Here is a 17,693-nt window from a genome sequence, read left to right as displayed (position 1 = left end):
GCTTATTTCTTTAATCCTATTTCTGCCAACCTCTGATTTAAAAATTCTCCAGCGGTTATATCATCAAAGGCTTTTGGATGCTCAGAATCTATACATTCATCTAGGCAAGTCAAGTCCATGTCAGACCTGGGATGCATAAAAAAGGGTATTGAATACCTTGAATTACCCATTAACTCCCGTGGTGGATTAACCACCCGGTGAATGGTGGACTTCAGCTTGCCATTAGTATGTCTTTCCAGCATATCCCCAACATTAACTACCAACTGTTCAGGTAGCGCTGTAATTGGTATCCATTTGCCATCTCTTCTTAACACCTGCAGCCCATCTGCGCTTGCACCCATTAAGAGTGTAATCAGGTTAATATCTCCATGCTCAGCGGCTCTCACCGCATCTGCCGGCACCTCCTCCGGCTTTTCTATCGGGAAGTAATGTATTGGTCTTAAAATACTATTACCATTTTTAACTTTAGCGTCAAAATAACTTTCATCTAATCCTAAATAAAGCGCTATTGCCCTTAGCATATAAATACCGGTCTTCTCAAGTCGATGATAAACTTCAAGACCTATTTCCTTCATCTCGGGAAGTTCATCCGGAAATATATTATCGGGGTATTCACTTTTAATTGGATCTCCATCTGTCACCTCTTGTCCAATATGATAGAATTCTTTTAAATCACCAGTTTTTCTGCCTTTTGCGTGCTCCTTTCCCTTACCTATATAGCCTCGCTGTCCTGACAGTCCCTCAATTTCATATTTAGATTTTTTAGCATCCTCTAGCTGAAAAAATCTTTTTATAACATTGTACAACTTAGTTGATAATTCATCCGTCAAAAAATGATTCTTAATGGCCACAAAACCGATGTTATTATATGCCTCTCCAAGCTTCTGAACGAATTCATTCTTCCTTCCTTCATCATTAGATAAGAAATCTGCCAGATCCAATGAAGGTACTTCATCAAATAGTTTCTCACTCATTATGCCATTATTATGTGTAATGCAAACTAATAAAATTCTTATACAATTTACAGTCTTTGTGATCAGTTAAAATACAAAGCAATAAAAAAGCCCTATTCAGTATTTCTGAATAGGGCTCTCATAAATTTAAAGTACTGTTATACTTTGATTTCTACATCAACTCCACTAGGCAATTCCAATTTCATCAATGCATCAACAGTTTTAGTACTATTAGAGTAGATATCAACTAGTCTCTTGTATGTACAAAGCTGAAACTGCTCTCTAGACTTTTTGTTTACGTGAGGAGATCTCAAAACAGTAAACTTCTCTTTCACAGTTGGTAAAGGTATTGGGCCATTAACAACAGCACCGGTAGTTTTTACCGCTCTTACAATCTTCTCTGAAGATTTATCAACCAAATTATGATCGTAAGACTTTAGTTTAATTCTTATTTTCTGATTCATAATATTAATCTTTATGCTAATTGCCCTTTAGTTTCAGCAATTACTGTATCTGCAATATTTTTAGGAACTGGATCGTAATGAGAGAATGTCAATGAAGCAGTCGCTCTGCCTGAACTCATTGTTCTCAAGTCAGTTACATATCCAAATAACTCAGACAAAGGAACATTAGCTTTGATTACAGTGGCTGTACCTCTTGTGTCCATACCTCTCATAATACCTCTTCTTCTGTTCAAGTCACCAGTCAATGCTCCAGTATATTCTTCAGGGGTCACAACTTCAACACCCATGATTGGTTCTAGTAAAACTGGTTTTGCTTTTTTCGCAGCTTCTTTAAACCCGATTCTAGCAGCCAATTCAAATGATAGCGAATCTGAGTCAACATCATGGAATGACCCATGGAACAATCTCACTTTCATGCTATCTAATGGATATCCAGCTAAAGGACCATTTTTCATCGCCTCTCTAAAACCTTTTTCAATTGCAGGTATAAATTCTTTTGGAATAACACCACCTACAATTTTGTTATCAAACTGCAATCCATCTTTTTCGTAATCTTCGTCTTTTGGACTTAATTCAAAAACGATATCAGCAAATTTACCTTTACCACCGGACTGTTTCTTATAAACTTCTTTATGTTCAACATTACCCTGAATAGCCTCTTTATAAGCAACCTGTGGAGCTCCCTGATTGATTTCAACCTTAAACTCTCGCTTAAGCCTATCAATAATGATATCTAAGTGAAGCTCACCCATACCCTTCAAAATAGTCTGACCAGTTTCGTGGTTAGTCTCAACTTGCAGTGTAGGATCCTCTTCAACCAATTTAGAAATAGCCAAACCTAACTTATCAGCATCCGCTTGAGTTTTAGGCTCGATAGCGTAACCAATAACAGGCTCTGGGAACACCATTGACTCCAGAACGATCTTTGCATTTTCTGCACAAAGTGTATCTCCTGTTTTGATGTCCTTAAATCCTACCACAGCACCAATATCACCACAGTGAAGTCTATCAATCTGGTTTTGCTTGTTAGCATGCATTTGGAAGATACGTGAGATACGTTCTTTCTTATCAGTTCTTGTGTTATATACATATGAACCCGACTCTAACATACCAGAGTATGATCTTACGAAACATAGTCTACCCACAAATGGATCTGTAGCAATCTTAAATGCAAGGGCAGCGAAAGGCTGGTCTACACTAGGTTTACGCTCAACTTTCTCTTCAGTATCAGGATTAATTCCTACTATGTTATCTCTGTCAAGAGGAGATGGTAATAGCTCCATCACATAGTTAAGCATTGTCTGCACTCCCTTGTTTTTAAATGCAGAACCACATAACATCGGCACAAATGCCAAATCAATGGTAGCAGCTCTTAAAGCAGCAACTATCTCATCTCTTGTAATTGAGTCTGGATCATCGAAGAATTTCTCCATAAGATGCTCATCATACTCAGCCACAGATTCAACTAATAACTCTCTATATTGCTGTACTTCCTCAACCATATCAGCCGGTATTTCTACCTCATCGAAAGTCATACCCATATCGTCTTCATTCCAAACCATGGCTTTGTTTTCAACCAAATCCACAACTCCCTTGAAATTATCCTCAGCTCCAATAGGTAACTGTAAAGGCACCGCTTTAGTACCCAACATTTCTTTCACTTGCTTACAAACATTCAAAAAGTCTGCACCAGCACGGTCCATTTTATTAACGAAACCGATACGAGCAACCTTATAATTATCAGCTAGCCTCCAGTTAGTCTCAGATTGAGGTTCAACACCATCAACCGCTGAGAATAAGAAAACAAGACCATCTAACACACGCAATGACCTGTTTACCTCAACGGTAAAGTCAACGTGTCCTGGAGTATCTATAATATTGATATGATAGGTATCATCTTTGTAAGGCCAAAATACTGTAGTTGCAGCAGAAGTAATTGTAATACCTCTTTCTTGCTCCTGCTCCATCCAATCCATAGTAGCAGCACCATCATGAACCTCTCCAATTTTATGGCTTACACCTGTGTAATAAAGGATACGCTCAGTAGTTGTTGTCTTACCAGCATCAATGTGAGCTGCGATACCAATGTTACGTGTGAATTTTAAATCTCTTTTTGCCATTATAATTTAAATCTTAGAATCTGAAATGAGAAAACGCTTTGTTTGCTTCAGCCATTCTGTGCGTATCATCCTTTTTCTTGATAGCAGCACCTTCACCTTTAGAGGCTGCAACGATTTCGCCAGCAAGCCTGTCTCTCATGGTTTTCTCTCCACGAAGTCTTGCGTAACGAATCATCCATTTAATACCCAAAGAAATTTTTCTTTCAGGACGAACCTCCATAGGTACCTGGAATGTTGCACCTCCAACTCTTCTACTCTTAACCTCAACAGCGGGGCTAATATTACTTAGTGCCTTTTTCCAAGTATCAAGACCATTCTCACCTGTTTTCTTTTCTACTTGCTCTATAGCTTCGTAAAAAATACTGTAGGCAATACTCTTCTTACCATCAACCATTAAGTAGTTAACGAACTTCGTTACCAAAGTGTCACCAAACTTTGGATCTGGAAGAATATATCTTTTTTTAGGTTTAGCTTTTCTCATGCTTATCTAGAATTTATTTTTTCGGGCGTTTTGCTCCGTATTTTGATCTTCTTTGTGTTCTACCATTCACCCCAGCGGTATCTAAAGCACCTCTAATGATGTGATATCTTACACCTGGTAAATCTTTAACCCTACCTCCTCTGATTAGCACAATAGAGTGCTCTTGAAGGTTATGACCTTCTCCAGGGATGTATGCGTTTACTTCTTTACCGTTTGTTAATCTTACCCTAGCCACTTTTCTCATGGCCGAGTTAGGCTTTTTAGGTGTTGTGGTATACACTCTTGTGCAAACTCCTCTTCTTTGAGGGCAAGAGTCAAGTGCAGGTGACTTTGATTTCGACACCAACTTGGTTCTACCTTTTCTTACCAGTTGTTGAATAGTAGGCATTTATTAATATATTTTAACTTATGTTTCTGTTCTTTTCAAAAATTCGGACTGCAAAGGTACTAAAGCGGTCGTATTTATCAAATAGTTTGATAGAAATATATTTATGGATGAAATAAACGATAAAAACGACCAAAAAAGGTCGTTTTTATCGTTATGCTTCCCCTATTGTACCTCCAAAATTAATCGGAAATTTAGGGGCTTCATCTGTTTTCTTAATAGGGCCGAAGGTATCTTCATACTTTTGAATGTTTTCATTCAAAGCAGTTAATAGTCTTTTGGCATGCTCAGGTGTAATCACAATTCTTGACTTCACCTTTGCTTTTGGCACCCCTGGCATTAGTCTAATAAAGTCAATTACAAACTCACTATTAGAGTGAGCAATCATTGCCAGATTAGCGTAAACGCCTTCAGCAACATCTTCTGATAGCTCGATGTTAATCTGATTGGCGTTTACCTTTTTATCCTTTTGCTCGTCAGCCATTAGTTATCTTCTTGCAATTGCTTCACTTGAGAACCTTCCGCAGCCGCAGCAACAAGGTTATCATACTCTTCTTGAGAAGTTACCATGATATCATTGAACTTTCTTTGTCCCGTACCTGCAGGTATTAAATGTCCAACGATAACATTCTCTTTCAATCCAAGTAATCCGTCAGCCTTACCTCTTATGGCAGCCTCACTCAATACTTTGGTAGTTTCCTGGAACGAAGCAGCTGATAAGAAACTCTCGGTCTTCAATGAAGCTTGAGTGATACCCTGAAGGACTGGTCTTGAAACAGCTGCCATAGCATCTCTAACCTCAACAGGTTTCAAGTCTTTTCTTTTCAAAGTAGAATTCTCATCTCTTAATTCTCTTGCAGTAATGATCTGACCTGGCTTGAAATTCTGGGAATCTCCAGCTTCAGTCACTACTTTCTTGTCCATCACAAGGTCATTTTCCTCGGCAAAGACAAATTTATCAACACTTTCTCCCGTAAGGAAACTAGTGTCTCCCGGATCGAGGATCATTACCTTCTGCATCATTTGGCTAACAATTGCCTCAATGTGCTTATCATTGATCTTCACACCTTGCAATCTATAAACCTCCTGAATTTCATTTACTAAGTATTCCTGAACAGCAGTTGGTCCTTTAATAGCCAGGATATCCGCAGGAGTAATAGCTCCATCAGAAAGTGGATAACCAGCTTTCACAAAGTCATTATCCTGAACAAGGATGTGCTTAGAAAGAGATACTAAATATCTTTTCTTAATACCATCCTTAGATTCAATAAAGATTTCTCTATTACCTCTCTTGATACCACCATACGTAACAACACCGTCAATCTCACTAACTACAGCTGGGTTTGATGGGTTTCTAGCCTCGAAAAGCTCAGTTACCCTTGGAAGACCCCCTGTGATATCGCGTGATTTACCCATGCTACGAGGTATCTTAGCCAAGATTTGTCCGGCCTTGATTTTCTCGCCATTATCAACTGCCAAGTGAGCCCCTACAGGGATGTTATATCCTTTAGATTCACTCTTCGCATTAACAACTACTGCTGGGTTCTTAGTTTTATCTTTTGTATCAGTAATTACTTTCTCTCTGTGACCTGTTTGCTCATCAGATTCTTCTTTATAAGTAATACCTTCAATAATAGAATCAAATTCAATAGTACCATCAAACTCTGAAAGGATAACAGCATTGTAAGGATCCCAGAAGCAAAGCTCCTGCCCTTTCTCCACTGTATCACCCTCTTTAACTTTAAGGAAAGCTCCGTAAGGAACGTGATTTGAGATAAGTACTTGTTTCTTCTTAGGATCAACAACTTTGATCTCACCAGTACGTCCCATGATTACTTCTACCTTATCACCATCTTTATTAGTAGTCTTAAGGGTTCTAATTCCTTCAAATTCGATTACACCATCAAACTTGGCCTTGATGTTTGCATCAACTGCAATGTTAGAGGCAGTACCCCCAACGTGGAAAGTACGAAGTGTCAACTGTGTACCTGGCTCACCAATTGACTGAGCGGCTATTACACCAACAGCCTCTCCAGCTTGAACCATGTTACCTGTAGCCAAGTTACGACCGTAACATTTAGCGCAACCACCTTGCTTAGTCTCACAGGTTAATACTGAACGAATCTCAACTTCTTCTATGCTTGTCTCATCAATTCTATTTGTAATCTCTTCTGTGATTTCTTCACCACCTGCACAGATCAATTCATCTGTTATTGGATCGTAGATATCATGAACAGATACTCTACCTAAGATTCTTTCTGATAATGGCTCTACCACATCTTCGTTATCCTTTAAGGCAGCTACTGTCAATCCTCTTAAAGTACCGCAATCAACCTCAGAGATAACTAAATCCTGGGCTACATCCACAAGCCTTCTAGTCAAGTATCCAGCATCAGCTGTTTTAAGAGCAGTATCTGCAAGACCCTTTCTAGCACCGTGAGTTGAAATAAAATACTCTAATACATCAAGACCTTCTTTAAAGTTAGAAAGGATAGGGTTTTCAATGATCGCACCTACTGAACCTGCAAGGTTTTTCTGTGGTTTCGCCATCAATCCTCTCATACCACCCAACTGTCTGATTTGCTCTCTTGAACCCCTTGCTCCAGAGTGCATCATCATGTAGATTGAGTTAAATCCTTGATCATCTTCTTCAAGACGAGTCATCAAGGTGTTAGTCAATTGTGTATTTATTCTTGTCCAAATATCAATTACCTGGTTGTATCTCTCATTATCAGTAATCAGACCCATCAGGTAGTTGTTCCACACTGCATCAACCTCTTCTTTAGCCTGAGCAACAAGAGCCTCTTTTTCTGGTGGAATGGCAACATCGTTAAGTCCCATTGAAAGACCTCCTTTATATGCCATTTGGAATCCTAATTCTTTAATATCATCAAGGAAGTGAGCAGTTCTTGCCATTCCTGTGATTTTGAATACATCAGAAATAATCTTCTGAAGTTTCTTCTTAGTTAGAAGCTCGTCAACATATCCTACTTCCTCCGGGACGGTTTCATTGAACAATACTCTACCTGCCACTGTCTCGATAATCTTGGTTTCAAGCTCACCGGCAGCATTTCTTACTTTAGTTCTAACTTTAATGAAAGCATGCTTAGAAAGAATGCCTTCGTTAATAGCAATGATAACTTCCTCAGAATTGTAGAAGGTCATTCCCTCTCCCATTACTGGTTGATCTTCAGTACCTCTTCTACCTTTAGTTACATAATATAGTCCCAATACCATGTCCTGAGAAGGTACCGTAATAGGAGCACCATTAGCAGGGTTCAAAATATTGTGAGAAGAAAGCATTAGCATAGAGGCTTCCAAAACAGCTTCTTGTCCTAAAGGAACGTGAACCGCCATCTGGTCACCGTCAAAGTCAGCGTTGAAAGCTGTACATACTAATGGGTGTAACTGAATCGCCTTACCTTCAATAAGTTTTGGTTGGAAAGCCTGAATACCCAGTCTGTGAAGCGTTGGAGCACGGTTTAGAAGAACAGGATGTCCTTTCAATACATTCTCCAAAATATCCCAAACTACTGGATCCTTTCTATCAACTATTTTCTTAGCCGACTTAACAGTCTTAACAATACCTCTTTCTATCAGTTTTCTGATAATAAACGGTTTGAAAAGCTCTGCCGCCATATCCTTTGGAAGTCCACATTCGTGAAGCTTCAACTCAGGGCCTACAACGATTACAGAACGGCCAGAGTAATCTACCCTTTTTCCTAATAAGTTCTGACGGAAACGTCCTTGCTTACCTTTAAGCATATCACTTAAAGATTTCAATGCTCTGTTACCATCTGATCTTACAGCGTTAACTTTTCTTGAGTTATCGAACAATGAATCAACTGCTTCTTGAAGCATACGTTTCTCATTTCTAAGAATTACTTCAGGAGCTTTGATGTCAATAAGTCTCTTAAGGCGATTGTTTCTGATAATTACTCTTCTGTATAAATCATTCAAGTCAGAAGTAGCAAATCTACCACCATCCAAAGGCACTAATGGTCTAAGTTCTGGTGGAATTACAGGAACCATTTTGATTACCATCCATTCAGGACGATTCTCGATTCTTGTTCTTGCTTCCCTGAATGCTTCAACAACCTTCAATCTTTTCAAAGCCTCTGCTTTTCTTTGTTGAGAAGTATCTGTTGCAGCCTGATGTCTTAAATCATAAGACAATGAATCCAATTCAATTCTTGCCAAAAGCATTTCCAATGCCTCAGCTCCCATTCGGGCGATGAATTTATTAGGGTCATTATTGTCTAATAATTGGTTTTCTCTAGGAAGTTTATCCAGAATATCCAGATATTCATCCTCGGTCAAGAAATCCATCATTGCCAAACCATCTTCCTCTTTAGTACCTGGCTGAATGACCACGTATCTTTCGTAATAAATGATTTGATCTAATTTTTTTGTTGGTAAACCAAGTAAGTAACCAATCTTGTTAGGCAAAGATTTGAAGTACCAGATATGGGCTACAGGAACTACCAGTTCGATATGTCCCATTCTCTCTCTTCGTACTTTCTTCTCAGTAACTTCAACGCCACATCTGTCGCAAATAATGCCTTTATATCTGATTCTCTTGTATTTCCCACAATGACATTCCCAGTCTTTTACAGGACCGAAAATCCGCTCACAGAAAAGACCACCCATTTCTGGCTTATAAGTTCTGTAGTTGATTGTTTCAGGCTGTGTAACCTCACCATGAGAGCTCTCTAAAATTGACTCTGGTGACGCCAAACTGATAGTAACCTTTGAAAAATCGAGGTCTAGCTTTTTATTCTTTCTGAATGACATAGTATGTTTATTTATTTCTATAACCTCGGCCAAGCCGAGGCCATGAATTTTTAATTTATTAGTCTAAAGTGATCTCTAATGCAAGTCCACGAAGCTCGTGTACCAATACATTAAATGACTCAGGAATATTTGGCTTACGCATGTTTTCGCCTTTAACGATAGCTTCATAAGCTTTTGCCCTACCAATCACATCATCAGATTTGATTGTTAGAATTTCCTGAAGTACGTGTGATGCACCAAATGCCTCTAGTGCCCAAACCTCCATCTCACCAAAACGCTGACCACCAAACTGTGCTTTACCACCAAGAGGCTGCTGAGTAATTAATGAGTATGGTCCGATAGACCTTGCGTGCATCTTATCATCAACTAAGTGACCCAGTTTCAGCATGTAAGCTATACCTACAGTAACCGGCTGATCAAACTTCTGACCTGTCAATCCATCATATAAGTATGATCTACCATATTCTGGAAGTCCGGCCTCAGCTAATTCAGCAGCAACTTCTTCCATAGAAGCTCCGTCAAAAATAGGGGTAGCATACTTTCTTCCTAATTTATAACCAGCCCATCCAAGAACTGTTTCATAAATCTGACCAAGGTTCATCCTTGAAGGTACACCTAACGGGTTAAGACAGATATCAACAGGAGTACCATCTTCTAAGAACGGCATATCCTCTTCTCTAACTATCCTTGCAACAACACCTTTGTTACCGTGACGACCAGCCATTTTATCACCTACTTTCAACTTACGTTTCTTAGCGATGTATACTTTAGCTAATTGTACAATACCTGCTGGTAACTCATCTCCAACTTCAAGAGTGAAACGCTCGCGTTTGAAATCGCCTGCTATCTCATTTCTCTTGATATTATAGTTCTTGATCATTCTGAAAACCATCTGATTAGTATTGTCATCAGTAGTCCAGTTATCAAGGTTAACATCAGAAACAAGATTTACTTCTTCAGGAACATTGTATGTACTTTCATCTTTGTAAATGTTCTTCTCTGGGAATAAATTGTTTTCAATCAATTTACCTGAGAATTTAACACCTTTACTTACAATCTCATCACCAAACTTATGCTTAATACCTTGAGAAGTTTTGCCACTCAAAAGTTTAGTTAACTTTTCAATAACCTCAGCGCGAATCTCAAGCAATTGCTTGCTATACTTATTCTTAAGAATTTCAACTTCCTTCTTAGACCTGGCTCTAAGATCTTTGTCTTTCTTAGGTCTTGAGAACAATTTAGTATCAATAACAACACCTCTTAATGATGGAGGTGCTTTCATTGAAGCATCTTTAACATCTCCAGCTTTATCACCGAAGATAGCTCTCAATAATTTTTCTTCAGGTGTAGGATCAGACTCTCCTTTAGGAGTAATCTTACCGATAAGGATATCTCCTTCTTTAACTTCAGCTCCAACTCTGATAATACCAAACTCATCAAGATGCTTAACAGCTTCTTCACTTACGTTTGGAATCTCAGAAGTAAGTTCTTCCTCACCTCTTTTTGTATCTCTAACTTCTAATTCAAATTCTTCAATGTGAATAGAAGTATAAACATCATTCCTTACAACTTTTTCAGAAATAACAATCGCATCCTCAAAGTTGTAACCTTGCCAAGGCATGTATGCCACCATCAGGTTTCTACCTAGTGCTAATTCACCTTGCTCAGTAGCATAACCTTCCACTAAAGGCTGACCTTTAACAATTCTTTGTCCTTTCTTAACGATAGGAGTAAGATTGATGCAAGTATCCTGATTAGTTCTTCTGAACTTGATAAGTTCGTATTCTTTGCTATCAGCATCAAAGCTGACAAGAACATCATCGTCATTCATGTCATACTTGACAACTACTTTCTTGGCATCAACAAATTCTACCTCTCCATCTCCTTCTGCAAGGATCAAAGCTCTGGAATCTAAGGCTACTCTTCCCTCAAGACCAGTACCAACGATAGGTGCCTCAGGCTTCAATAAAGGAACCGCCTGACGCTGCATGTTAGATCCCATTAAGGCCCTGTTAGCATCATCATGCTCAAGGAAAGGAATCAATGAAGCAGCAACGGATACAATCTGATTTGGAGCAACATCCATATAACCTAATTCCTTCGGCTCAACTACAGGGAAGTCACCTTCAAATCTTGCTTTAACTCTTTCATTGATAAAGTTTCCATTGTCTTTAAGAGGAGCGTTAGCCTGTGCAATGTTGAAAGTATCCTCTTCTTCAGCCGTCAGATATTTAACATTACCTGTCATATCCACTTTGCCATTTGCAACCTCTCTATACGGAGTTTCAATGAATCCCATATGGTTTACCTTAGCATGAACACAAAGTGAAGAAATCAAACCAATGTTTGGTCCTTCAGGAGTTTCAATAGTACAAAGTCTACCATAGTGAGTGTAGTGAACGTCACGAACCTCGAAACCAGCTCTTTCTCTTGAAAGACCACCAGGTCCTAATGCTGACATTCTTCTTTTGTGAGTAATCTCTGCCAATGGATTCGTTTGATCCATAAACTGAGAAAGTTGGTTAGTACCAAAGAATGAGTTGATTACCGAAGAAAGCGTTCTGGCGTTGATCAAATCAACAGGCTTGAAATCTTCATTATCCCTAACATTCATTCTCTCTTTGATTGTTCTGGCCATCCTGGCAAGACCTACACCAAATTGAGCGTATAATTGTTCTCCAACTGTTCTAACTCTTCTGTTACTTAAGTGGTCAATATCATCAACTACTGCTTTAGAGTTAATAAGTCCAATTAAGTATTTAACAATAAGAATAATATCTTCAGTAGTTAGTACCCTTTGCTCAGAGCTAATATCAAGTCCTAACTTCTTATTAATTCTATATCTACCAACTTCTCCAAGGTCATATCTCTTCTCACTAAAGAATAAGCTTTGGATAATATCCCTTGCTGTCTGCTCATCAGGAGCTTCGGTATTTCTTAACTGACGATAAATCTGCTCAACAGCTTCCTTCTCAGAGTTAGAGTTATCTTTAGATAAGGTGTTGAAAATGATTGTAAAGTCAGTCGCATTTACATCCTCTCTATGAAGGATGATAGATTTTGAGCCCGAATCAACAATTACTTCAATATCTTCAGCTGTTAGAATGTGATCTCTCTCCAGTAGAACTTCATTTCTGTCGATAGATACAACTTCTCCTGTATCCTCATCCACAAAATCTTCAGTCCATGTTTTAAGAACCCTTGCCGCTAATCTTCTGCCTTCAGCATTTTTAAGATCCTTTTTAGTAGCCTTAACTTCTTCAGACAAACCAAAAAGATCTAATATATCTTTATCCGTACCATAACCAATTGCTCTTAGCAAAGTAGTAACGGGGAATTTTTTCTTTCTATCAATATAAGCGTACATAACGTTGTTCACGTCAGTAGCAAATTCTATCCATGATCCTTTAAAAGGTATAATTCTGGCAGAATACAATTTTGTACCATTTGTATGCTTACTCTGGGCAAAGAATACACCAGGAGATCTGTGTAATTGAGATACAATAACACGCTCAGCACCATTGATAACAAATGACCCTTTCTTAGTCATATAAGGAATGTTTCCTAAGAACACTTCCTGCTCAATGGTTTCGAAATCTTCATTATCTTCATCATTGCAGGTTAATTTTAATTTAGCCTTCAATGGTACAGAATAAGTAAGACCTCTATCTATGGATTCATCCACAGAGTATTTGGGAGGATCAACGATATAATCGATGAATTCCAAAACGAAATTTTCTCTAGAATCTGAAATTGGAAAATTTTCAGAAAACACTTTGAAAAGTCCTTCTTGTTCTCTTTTTTCGGCTGGGGTTTCCAACTGAAAGAAATCCTGAAATGATTGTACTTGAATGTCAAGGAAATCAGGATAGTCTATTACTTTCTTAATAGAAGAGAAATTGATTCTTGAGTTTTCTTTTTTATTAGCCAAAGCTTTAAAAGTTTTAATTACAAGATATTGCAAGTGCCGCCAGGTGTTGAAACGCTGACGAGTTTTGTCTGTAAAGTTGCTACAAACAGGAAAAGACCCCGATTAAAATCGGGGCCTAACTATGTGTTAGACGATCAAATATGTCGTCAAGGCTTACTTCAACTCTACTTCAGCTCCAGCTTCTTCAAGCTGCTTTTTTAAGCCGTCTGCTTCGTCTTTAGATACACCTTCTTTAAGTGCTTTAGGAGCGCCATCAACTAATTCTTTAGCTTCTTTCAATCCTAGACCAGTTAATTCTTTAACTAATTTAACAACTGCTAATTTAGCGCCACCAGCTGATTTCAAGATAACATCAAATTCAGTTTTCTCTGCTGCTGCTTCGCCATCTCCACCACCAGCTGGAGCTGCTGCCATTGCTACTGCTGCTGCTGCAGGCTCGATACCGTGAGTTTCTTTCAAATACTCAGCAAGTTCGCTAACTTCTTTAACTGTTAATTCTACCAGTTGATCTCCAAGTGCTTTAACGTCTGCCATTTTAATTCTTATTTAATTATTCGTTAGTTTCTAAAAATTTTAAAATTTATCTCTCAGATAATGCTTTTACCAAGCCACCAATTGTGTTTTTACCACTCAATAGAGCAGAAACAACATTTTTGGCTGGTGATTGAAGCAATCCAATAACTTCACCGATAAGTTCTTGTTTAGACTTGAGCTCGCTCAACATCTTCAAGTTTTCTTCACCTATGATGAAATCTGTATCAATTGACGCAGCTTTCAATAGGGGTTTAGTCATTTTCTGCTTTGACCTGTACTCAGTAATTACTTTTGCAGGAACATTAGCCGCTTCTTCAGAGAATATTACTCCTGAGAAACCTTTTAATTGATCGTCAATTAGCGAATGATCCGTGTTCATTTCATCCAAAGCCTTTTTTATCAAAGTATTTTTAAATACTCTGTACTCTACACCTTTAGTAAAACAAAGTCTTCTAAAGTTGTTGATTTGGGCTACTGAAAGTCCTGAAGCATCAGTAATGTAATAATGAGCATTCTTCGAGAACTTGTCTTTTAGTTCATCAATGATTTGTGCTTTTTCTTGACGTGTCATTATTGTATTCCTGAAATTGTACTTTTATCTATTGTAATTGAAGGGCTCATAGTAGAAGAGATATTAATACTCTTAAAATATGTTCCTTTCGCGGAAGCCGGCTTCATTTTTGAAACCGTTTGTAACATTTCTCTTACATTTTCTTTGATTTTATCAGGAGAAAAAGAGGCCTTTCCCACACTCACGTGGATAATGCCAAACTTATCTACCTTGAAATCAATTTTACCAGCCTTGATATCAGTTACTGCTTTACCCACTTCAAGGGTAACAGTACCTGATTTAGGATTTGGCATTAAACCTCTTGGGCCTAATACTTTTCCTAAACGACCTACTTTAGCCATAACTGTTGGCATAGTAATGATTACATCGATATCAGTCCATCCACCTTCAATTTTGGTGATAAACTCATCTAATCCTACGTAATCAGCACCTGCATCCTTGGCTTCTTGCTCTTTATCAGGAGTACAAAGTACTAATACTTTAAGATCCTTACCTGTTCCATGAGGAAGTGTAACTACACCTCTCACCATTTGATCAGCTTTCTTAGGATCTACTCCTAACCTGATATCTAAATCAACAGAAGCATCAAACTTAGTAAAAGTGATGTCTTTCACCAGTTGAGAAGCATCGTCTAGCGAGTACTCCTTTGTAGCTTCGAATTTGTCGGCAATAGCCTTTTGATTTTTTGTCAACTTTCCCATTTTCTGTATAAATTATTAACTCCAGGGAGCTGTTCCAGTCACTTTTATACCCATACTTCTAGCAGTTCCCGCTACCATTTTCATGGCAGAGTTCACCTCAAAAGCATTAAGGTCAGGCATTTTTGTTTCGGCAATAGCCTTAACCTGATCCCAGGTAATATTTCCAACTTTATTTCTGTTAGGTTCTGGGGAACCACTTTTCTTCTTTGCAGCCTCAAGAATTAAAACCGCTGCTGGAGGAGTCTTAATTACAAAGTCAAAAGACTTATCTGAAAAGATAGTAATTAAAACAGGTAATACCTGTCCTTGTTTCTCCTGCGTTCTTGCATTAAACTGCTTACAGAAGTCCATGATATTCAGACCCTTACTACCTAAAGCCGGTCCTACAGGAGGCGATGGGTTAGCTGCCCCACCTCTAATCTGCAATTTCAAGTATCCACTAATTTCCTTAGCCATTTCTTAATCTAATTTTTCTACTTGCATATAGTTTAGTTCAACAGGAGTATTCCTGCCAAATATCTTCACCATAACGTTGAGTTTCTTCCTTTCCTCAAAAACTTCCTCAACCGTACCAGTAAATCCTGAGAATGGCCCATCCATTACTTTCACGGATTCACCCACTATATATGGTGTATCTAATTTCTCTTCAAACTCGTCAACCTCATCTACTTTCCCTAGAATTCGATTGATTTCGCTTTGTCTTAAAGCAACAGGCTCTTTAGATTGACCTGTACCATTATTACCTAAGAAGCCAATTACTCCTGGTATACTAGTCACTACATGATTAGCCTCTCCATTTGAAAGATCAGCGGACACGATAACATATCCAGGAAAGAAATTTCTTTCACGAACTCTTTTTTTGCCATTCCTCATTTCGTACACCTTTTCTGAAGGTATTAAAATTTGAGGAACAAAATCCGTGAGTCCTTCTCTTTCAATTTCAGTTTCCAGATAAGCTTTCACTTTCTTCTCCTGTCCACTAACAACCCGTACTACATACCAATTTAAATCGCTCATCACTAGTATCGGTTATAATTAAAACTCACCGTAAAACCAATCCATTCCAGTTTGAAAAACATAGTCAATCAAACCTATGAAAAGCGCAAAAATCAAAGATGCAATGAGTACAAGAACAGAGCTATTTTGTAGCTGGCTGTACTTTGGCCACGAGACTTTGTTTTTCATCTCATCGTATGACTCAAGAATAAATGTCTTTAATTTATGCATTGAAACAGTATTTTAAATTTTAGCACGGGTGGAGAGACTCGAACTCCCAGCCAATGGTTTTGGAGACCACTACTCTACCAATTGAGCTACACCCGTTTGTATTTTTATTACGAGCAAATTCTCTTCTTCTCTACCCTCGTATTTTGAACTTGCTTAGCCGCAATTAATCCCCCTACAGTCCAAAATGGTCTGCAAAGGTACTATAAAGTTTTTTAGAAAACAAAAGCGTTCCAGAATAATTTCCAGAACGCTTTCTCTAATGATTTTTATTCTTAGTCTAGAATTTCAGTTACCTGACCAGACCCTACAGTTCTACCACCTTCTCTGATAGCGAAACGAAGGCCTTTCTCCATAGCAACCTTGTTGATCAACTGCACCTCTATAGATACGTTGTCACCAGGCATTACCATCTCTACACCAGCTGGTAAGAAAATTTCACCAGTTACGTCAGTTGTTCTTAAGTAGAACTGAGGACGGTACTTGTTAAAGAATGGAGTGTGACGTCCACCTTCTTCTTTTGAAAGAACGTAAACTTCAGCTTTGAATTTTTGGTGAGGGGTTACAGAACCTGGTTTACAGATTACCATTCCTCTTTTGATTTGATCTTTCTCGATACCTCTTAAAAGTAAACCAACGTTATCACCAGCTTCACCTCTGTCTAATATTTTTCTAAACATCTCAACACCAGTTACTGTAGACTTAAGTCCTTCAGCACCCATACCTAAGATATCAACACCATCACCAGAGTTGATTACACCTCGTTCGATTCTACCAGTAGCAACAGTACCTCTACCAGTAATAGAGAATACGTCTTCAACAGGCATCAAGAAATCTTTGTCAACCAATCTTGGAGGAATTGGAATATAGGTATCAACTGCTTCCATCAACTCTTCAACTTTAGCAACCCACTGAGGTTCACCGTTAAGCGCTCCTAAAGCAGAACCTTGGATAACTGGAATATCATCTCCTGGGAAATCATAATCAGAAAGTAACTCTCTAATTTCCATTTCAACAAGCTCTAACAATTCAGGATCATCAACTAAGTCAACTTTGTTCATGAAAACAACCAAAGCAGGAACACCTACCTGACGAGATAAAAGGATATGCTCTCTAGTTTGTGGCATAGGACCATCAGTTGCAGCAACTACAATGATAGCACCGTCCATTTGAGCAGCACCTGTAACCATGTTCTTAACGTAGTCAGCGTGACCAGGACAGTCAACGTGAGCGTAATGTCTGTTTTCAGTTGCGTATTCAATGTGTGAAGTATTAATAGTAATACCTCTTTCTTTCTCTTCCGGAGCATTATCGATTGATGAGAAGTCTCTTGACGAAGCAAGACCTTTGTCAGACAATACTTTAGAAATAGCCGCTGTCAAAGTGGTTTTACCGTGGTCAACGTGACCGATGGTACCAATATTAACGTGGGGTTTTGAACGGTCGAAGTTTTCTTTAGCCATATTTGAAAATCCCTAGTTTAGTTTTAAAATTTATATTTTTGTTTACCTATTTTACAATACAGTAATGGATCA

15 protein-coding genes and 1 tRNA gene are annotated in these 17,693 nt (G+C 38.4%); all 16 read right to left on the bottom strand.

What is annotated here, in order from left to right; genetic code table 11:
- Positions 1-2: 2 nt before the first annotated feature.
- The 16 genes from RIB54_RS05170 to tuf all read right to left on the bottom strand — a co-directional run bounded on the left by RIB54_RS05170 (position 3) and on the right by tuf (position 17,621).
- On the bottom strand, positions 3-974 hold the full coding sequence (locus tag RIB54_RS05170; RefSeq protein ID WP_350099576.1) for an isopenicillin N synthase family dioxygenase: 972 nt from the start codon (positions 972-974) through the stop codon (positions 3-5).
- Positions 975-1,111: 137 nt separating this feature from the next.
- Entirely contained in the window at positions 1,112-1,417 is a 306-nt protein-coding gene (gene rpsJ / locus RIB54_RS05165) for a 30S ribosomal protein S10 (RefSeq protein ID WP_155184296.1), read from the bottom strand.
- Between the two features lie 11 nt (positions 1,418-1,428).
- Entirely contained in the window at positions 1,429-3,537 is a 2,109-nt protein-coding gene (gene fusA / locus RIB54_RS05160; protein WP_350065571.1) for an elongation factor G, read from the bottom strand.
- 13 nt (positions 3,538-3,550) lie between these two features.
- Positions 3,551-4,018: a 30S ribosomal protein S7 gene (rpsG, locus tag RIB54_RS05155; RefSeq protein ID WP_350065569.1), complete on the bottom strand. Its 468-nt coding sequence runs from the start codon at positions 4,016-4,018 to the stop codon at positions 3,551-3,553.
- 13 nt (positions 4,019-4,031) lie between these two features.
- On the bottom strand, positions 4,032-4,406 hold the full coding sequence (gene rpsL / locus RIB54_RS05150; protein ID WP_155184287.1) for a 30S ribosomal protein S12: 375 nt from the start codon (positions 4,404-4,406) through the stop codon (positions 4,032-4,034).
- 151 nt (positions 4,407-4,557) lie between these two features.
- On the bottom strand, positions 4,558-4,887 hold the full coding sequence (locus tag RIB54_RS05145) for a DUF3467 domain-containing protein (RefSeq protein WP_155184284.1): 330 nt from the start codon (positions 4,885-4,887) through the stop codon (positions 4,558-4,560).
- Entirely contained in the window at positions 4,887-9,197 is a 4,311-nt protein-coding gene (rpoC, locus tag RIB54_RS05140) for a DNA-directed RNA polymerase subunit beta' (protein WP_350099575.1), read from the bottom strand. Before rpoC ends, RIB54_RS05145 begins: the two co-directional genes overlap by 1 nt.
- Positions 9,198-9,255: 58 nt before the next feature.
- Positions 9,256-13,128: a DNA-directed RNA polymerase subunit beta gene (gene rpoB, locus RIB54_RS05135; RefSeq protein ID WP_350099574.1), complete on the bottom strand. Its 3,873-nt coding sequence runs from the start codon at positions 13,126-13,128 to the stop codon at positions 9,256-9,258.
- Between the two features lie 153 nt (positions 13,129-13,281).
- The gene (rplL, locus tag RIB54_RS05130) at positions 13,282-13,662 is read right to left on the bottom strand and encodes a 50S ribosomal protein L7/L12 (protein ID WP_350065562.1); all 381 of its coding nucleotides are present in this window, start codon (positions 13,660-13,662) and stop codon (positions 13,282-13,284) included.
- A gap of 46 nt (positions 13,663-13,708) precedes the next feature.
- Positions 13,709-14,233 carry a 50S ribosomal protein L10 gene (rplJ, locus tag RIB54_RS05125; RefSeq protein WP_350065560.1) on the bottom strand — a complete coding sequence of 175 codons (525 nt, stop codon included), beginning with the start codon at positions 14,231-14,233 and terminating at the stop codon, positions 13,709-13,711.
- Positions 14,233-14,934, bottom strand: coding sequence for a 50S ribosomal protein L1 (gene rplA, locus RIB54_RS05120; protein ID WP_350065558.1), 702 nt, complete (start codon positions 14,932-14,934; stop codon positions 14,233-14,235). Before rplA ends, rplJ begins: the two co-directional genes overlap by 1 nt.
- Before the next feature lie 15 nt (positions 14,935-14,949).
- Positions 14,950-15,390: a 50S ribosomal protein L11 gene (gene rplK / locus RIB54_RS05115; RefSeq protein ID WP_350065556.1), complete on the bottom strand. Its 441-nt coding sequence runs from the start codon at positions 15,388-15,390 to the stop codon at positions 14,950-14,952.
- Between the two features lie 3 nt (positions 15,391-15,393).
- On the bottom strand, positions 15,394-15,951 hold the full coding sequence (gene nusG, locus RIB54_RS05110; protein WP_350065554.1) for a transcription termination/antitermination protein NusG: 558 nt from the start codon (positions 15,949-15,951) through the stop codon (positions 15,394-15,396).
- 18 nt (positions 15,952-15,969) lie between these two features.
- Positions 15,970-16,161 (bottom strand): preprotein translocase subunit SecE, encoded by a 192-nt coding sequence (gene secE / locus RIB54_RS05105; protein WP_350065552.1) that lies wholly within the window; start codon positions 16,159-16,161, stop codon positions 15,970-15,972.
- A gap of 23 nt (positions 16,162-16,184) precedes the next feature.
- Positions 16,185-16,257 (bottom strand) — tRNA-Trp (locus tag RIB54_RS05100).
- A 176-nt stretch (positions 16,258-16,433) separates the two neighbouring features.
- Positions 16,434-17,621, bottom strand: coding sequence for an elongation factor Tu (gene tuf, locus RIB54_RS05095; RefSeq protein ID WP_350065550.1), 1,188 nt, complete (start codon positions 17,619-17,621; stop codon positions 16,434-16,436).
- Positions 17,622-17,693: the final 72 nt, after the last annotated feature.

Source organism: Fulvivirga sp. (assembly GCF_040218215.1).
GTDB lineage: Bacteria > Bacteroidota > Bacteroidia > Cytophagales > Cyclobacteriaceae > Fulvivirga.
The sequence above is the reverse complement of the archived record's forward strand: the minus strand, read 5'-3'. Positions and strand labels throughout refer to the sequence as shown.

Excerpts from the sequence above, each read along its gene's own strand:
- rplA (WP_350065558.1), bottom strand. The coding sequence starts at position 14,934 with ATGGGAAAGTTGACAAAAAATCAAAAGGCTATTGCCGACAAATTCGAA.
- nusG (WP_350065554.1), bottom strand. The coding sequence starts at position 15,951 with ATGAGCGATTTAAATTGGTATGTAGTACGGGTTGTTAGTGGACAGGAG.
- secE (WP_350065552.1), bottom strand. The coding sequence starts at position 16,161 with ATGCATAAATTAAAGACATTTATTCTTGAGTCATACGATGAGATGAAA.
- rplL (WP_350065562.1), bottom strand. The coding sequence starts at position 13,662 with ATGGCAGACGTTAAAGCACTTGGAGATCAACTGGTAGAATTAACAGTT.
- rpsJ (WP_155184296.1), bottom strand. The coding sequence starts at position 1,417 with ATGAATCAGAAAATAAGAATTAAACTAAAGTCTTACGATCATAATTTG.
- RIB54_RS05145 (WP_155184284.1), bottom strand. The coding sequence starts at position 4,887 with ATGGCTGACGAGCAAAAGGATAAAAAGGTAAACGCCAATCAGATTAAC.
- rplK (WP_350065556.1), bottom strand. The coding sequence starts at position 15,390 with ATGGCTAAGGAAATTAGTGGATACTTGAAATTGCAGATTAGAGGTGGG.
- RIB54_RS05170 (WP_350099576.1), bottom strand. The coding sequence starts at position 974 with ATGAGTGAGAAACTATTTGATGAAGTACCTTCATTGGATCTGGCAGAT.
- fusA (WP_350065571.1), bottom strand. The coding sequence starts at position 3,537 with ATGGCAAAAAGAGATTTAAAATTCACACGTAACATTGGTATCGCAGCT.
- rplJ (WP_350065560.1), bottom strand. The coding sequence starts at position 14,233 with ATGACACGTCAAGAAAAAGCACAAATCATTGATGAACTAAAAGACAAG.
- rpoC (WP_350099575.1), bottom strand. The coding sequence starts at position 9,197 with ATGTCATTCAGAAAGAATAAAAAGCTAGACCTCGATTTTTCAAAGGTT.
- rpsL (WP_155184287.1), bottom strand. The coding sequence starts at position 4,406 with ATGCCTACTATTCAACAACTGGTAAGAAAAGGTAGAACCAAGTTGGTG.
- tuf (WP_350065550.1), bottom strand. The coding sequence starts at position 17,621 with ATGGCTAAAGAAAACTTCGACCGTTCAAAACCCCACGTTAATATTGGT.
- rpsG (WP_350065569.1), bottom strand. The coding sequence starts at position 4,018 with ATGAGAAAAGCTAAACCTAAAAAAAGATATATTCTTCCAGATCCAAAG.